This window comes from Nioella sp. (genome assembly GCF_964229645.1).
Lineage (GTDB): Bacteria > Pseudomonadota > Alphaproteobacteria > Rhodobacterales > Rhodobacteraceae > Nioella.
This window is the reverse complement of the sequence record NZ_CAXREX010000313.1, coordinates 1-2,438: the sequence shown is the minus strand read 5'-3', so window position 1 is coordinate 2,438 and position 2,438 is coordinate 1. Positions and strand designations below refer to the sequence as shown.

Genomic DNA, 2,438 nt, shown 5'->3' with positions numbered 1-2,438 from the left:
TAAAGACAGGTTTTCCGCGCCAGTTGACGGTCAATTGCGTTCCGGGCGCGAGATCGGAAATATCAACAGTGATCTGTGCCAAGGCGCGGACATCGGCGGAGGGGTTCATCTGGTTCACCAGTGGCCAGAGCGCAGCCCCTGCGGCCACGACCCCCGCCCCGGCCGTTGCATAATACAGGAAATCCCTGCGCGCGGTATCCTCTGACGCTTCCATCACCGGGCATGTGTGCGCGTCTCCAGCGCTGGAAGGTCAACACGCGAGATGTAACGTTTTGTCAGTGCACCTCTCTACGGATCAACAAACAAGCCGTGTCGGCGCATTAATGGTGTGGGGCTGCGCCTTTTGCCATCATGAGGTGATGCTCCTGGTGATGCGCCCCGATGGTCATCAGGCCAAAAAAGCCAAGTCCCTGAATCTGCGCGGCATCGCCATCGACACTGAGCGCCACCCCATCTACGAGATCCTCTGTCACAACGTCCCAGCCGGATTCAGCCGCGAGAAAGGGCGCATGGGCGGGCACCATGGCGCGGATGGCCTCGAGAACACGGGTGGTGCCCCGAATCTCGAACCGGGCCCCTTCCGGCCGCAGGGTGCGGGTGACCACGGCCTCCTGGGTCAGAAGGTCCATATCGACCAGATGGCGGCGCAATCCGTCGATATCGACCCGCTCCCAGTCCGTCTCGGGATCGGCTTGCAGGATCGCAACGATTTCCGCCAGGGCGGCAAAGGTTGACTGCCCGGTTTCCTGGGGACCCCCCATCGTGTGGCCGTTCGCGGAATGGGCATGCTGCGCGGCCACGGGTGCGGCCATCACTATAGCAAGGAGGAGGGGAATAAGACGCATGGACGGGTCCTTCAATGAGGTGGTGTCATGTTTACGCTAGCAGGGGCGGATGCATCGCAATATGATTTCAATCATATGTTGCCAAACCCCTATGATCTTATCCCGAGCTCAGCCCTGTGCCCTTTTTCCGGCGCGATTGGCGATGTGGTGTTTCACCAAGGTGACCCCACCCACGGTCTCTATGTCGTGCAAACCGGGCGCGTGCATCTCGAGCGGGTCGGCCCAAATGGCGAGCGGTTCATCATTCACCGTGCCCAAGCCGGAACAAGTTTTGCCGAAGCTTCGGTGTTTTCAGAGGTCTATCATTGCGATGCGGTCTTCTTAGAGGCCGGGGCGTTGGTCCGGATCGACAAGGCCGCTGTCTTGGCCGCCTTTGCGGAGCCGGAGTTTGCGCGCACCTATGGCCGCCGTGCAGCTCAACAGATACAGGCGCAACGACAGATGCTGGAGATCGTCGGTATTCGGCGCGCAGAGGACCGGGTCATGGCGGGGTTGGTCGCGGGCCTGCTCGACGGGTCCGTCGTCGAGTTCGCCGCCCGGTTACAGCTAAGCCATGAGGCGACCTACAGGGCGCTGCGAAAGCTCGTGCAGGACGGGCGGGTCAAAAACCCGGCCCGCGGGATTTATCACCTGCGCCCGTGACCCGATCAGCTGTGGCTGGCGAAGACGGAGGTCACCCCGTCGGAGCCGACAAGCAAGGTATCAAAAGTGTCACCTGCCCCGGGACCGCCCATGCCGGGCGAACTCATCGGCATGCCGGGAACCGTCAACCCGCGCGCCACCGGTTGCTCTGCCAGCAACCGCTTGATGTCAGCGGCAGGCACGTGGCCCTCGACGAAATAGTCGCCCACGACCGCCGTATGGCATCCGGCAAGCTCTGGTGCGATTTGCAGCCGGTCTTTGAACGCCCAAAGTTGATCCTGATCGACGTCTTGGGCCTCGACCGCGAACCCCGCTTGCTGGACATGATCGACCCAGGCGGAGCAGCATCCACAGGTTGGCGTTTTGAGCACCTTCAGAAGGGGTGCCGTGTCAGCGGCAACGGGAAATGCCAGGGTGGCTGCTGCGCCTGTCATCAAAAATGTGCGTCGTTTCATTCGGAGGTCCTCTAGGAGTTGTCAGGGAGTCTAGCGTCCTGCGCCGCGCTGTCGAGCAGGTCTGCATGGGCGGCATGGGCGTCGGCGGCGGCGGGCGACACGCGTTGGCTGTCCGGGAGCGTCACATCGAGATCCCGTGCGTGGCGCTCGTCGAGACACGCGGTTTCGAGCTGCAGCGTGACCATGTGAAACCCATATTGTTCCGTCAGTCGATGATAGGCCCGGTTCAGCAGGTCCGCGGCCTCTGCGGGCTCACCATGGCGGATATGGGCAGAAAATGCGTGTTTGCCGCTGGTCAGCGTCCAGGCATGCACATGGTGAACGTCCAGAACCCCGTCGTGGCCGCGCAGGTCCGCCGTCACAGCCTCGAGATCCGTTCCCTCTGGCGTGCCTTCCATGAGGATGTGGACCGCTTCCTTGATGACGCCGACGGAGGCCCAGAGGAGAACCACCCCGAACGCCATGCCGAGGATCGGGTCAATCGCCAGAAAGCCGG

The 2,438-nt window shown here is 62.3% G+C and carries 4 protein-coding genes and 1 pseudogene; 1 reads left to right on the top strand and 4 read right to left on the bottom strand.

Annotation, left to right across the window (positions count from 1 at the left end; all coding sequences use genetic code 11):
- The coding region (locus ACEQXV_RS19560) for a ubiquinol-cytochrome c reductase iron-sulfur subunit N-terminal domain-containing protein (protein WP_370270561.1) at positions 1-214 on the bottom strand (214 nt) is incomplete at its 3' end.
- Positions 215-320: 106 nt separating this feature from the next.
- Positions 321-845 carry a hypothetical protein gene (locus tag ACEQXV_RS19555; RefSeq protein WP_100931446.1) on the bottom strand — a complete coding sequence of 175 codons (525 nt, stop codon included), beginning with the start codon at positions 843-845 and terminating at the stop codon, positions 321-323.
- A 27-nt stretch (positions 846-872) separates the two neighbouring features.
- On the opposite strand from ACEQXV_RS19555, the gene ACEQXV_RS19550 reads away from it, so the two are divergent.
- Positions 873-1,487, top strand: coding sequence for a Crp/Fnr family transcriptional regulator (locus ACEQXV_RS19550; protein ID WP_100931445.1), 615 nt, complete (start codon positions 873-875; stop codon positions 1,485-1,487).
- 5 nt (positions 1,488-1,492) lie between these two features.
- Here the strand turns inward: ACEQXV_RS19550 and ACEQXV_RS19545 are convergent, their stop codons facing one another.
- Positions 1,493-1,942 (bottom strand): DUF411 domain-containing protein, encoded by a 450-nt coding sequence (locus ACEQXV_RS19545; protein WP_100931444.1) that lies wholly within the window; start codon positions 1,940-1,942, stop codon positions 1,493-1,495.
- Positions 1,943-1,953: 11 nt separating this feature from the next.
- Positions 1,954-2,438: pseudogene (locus ACEQXV_RS19540) on the bottom strand (hypothetical protein); the annotation flags it as partial.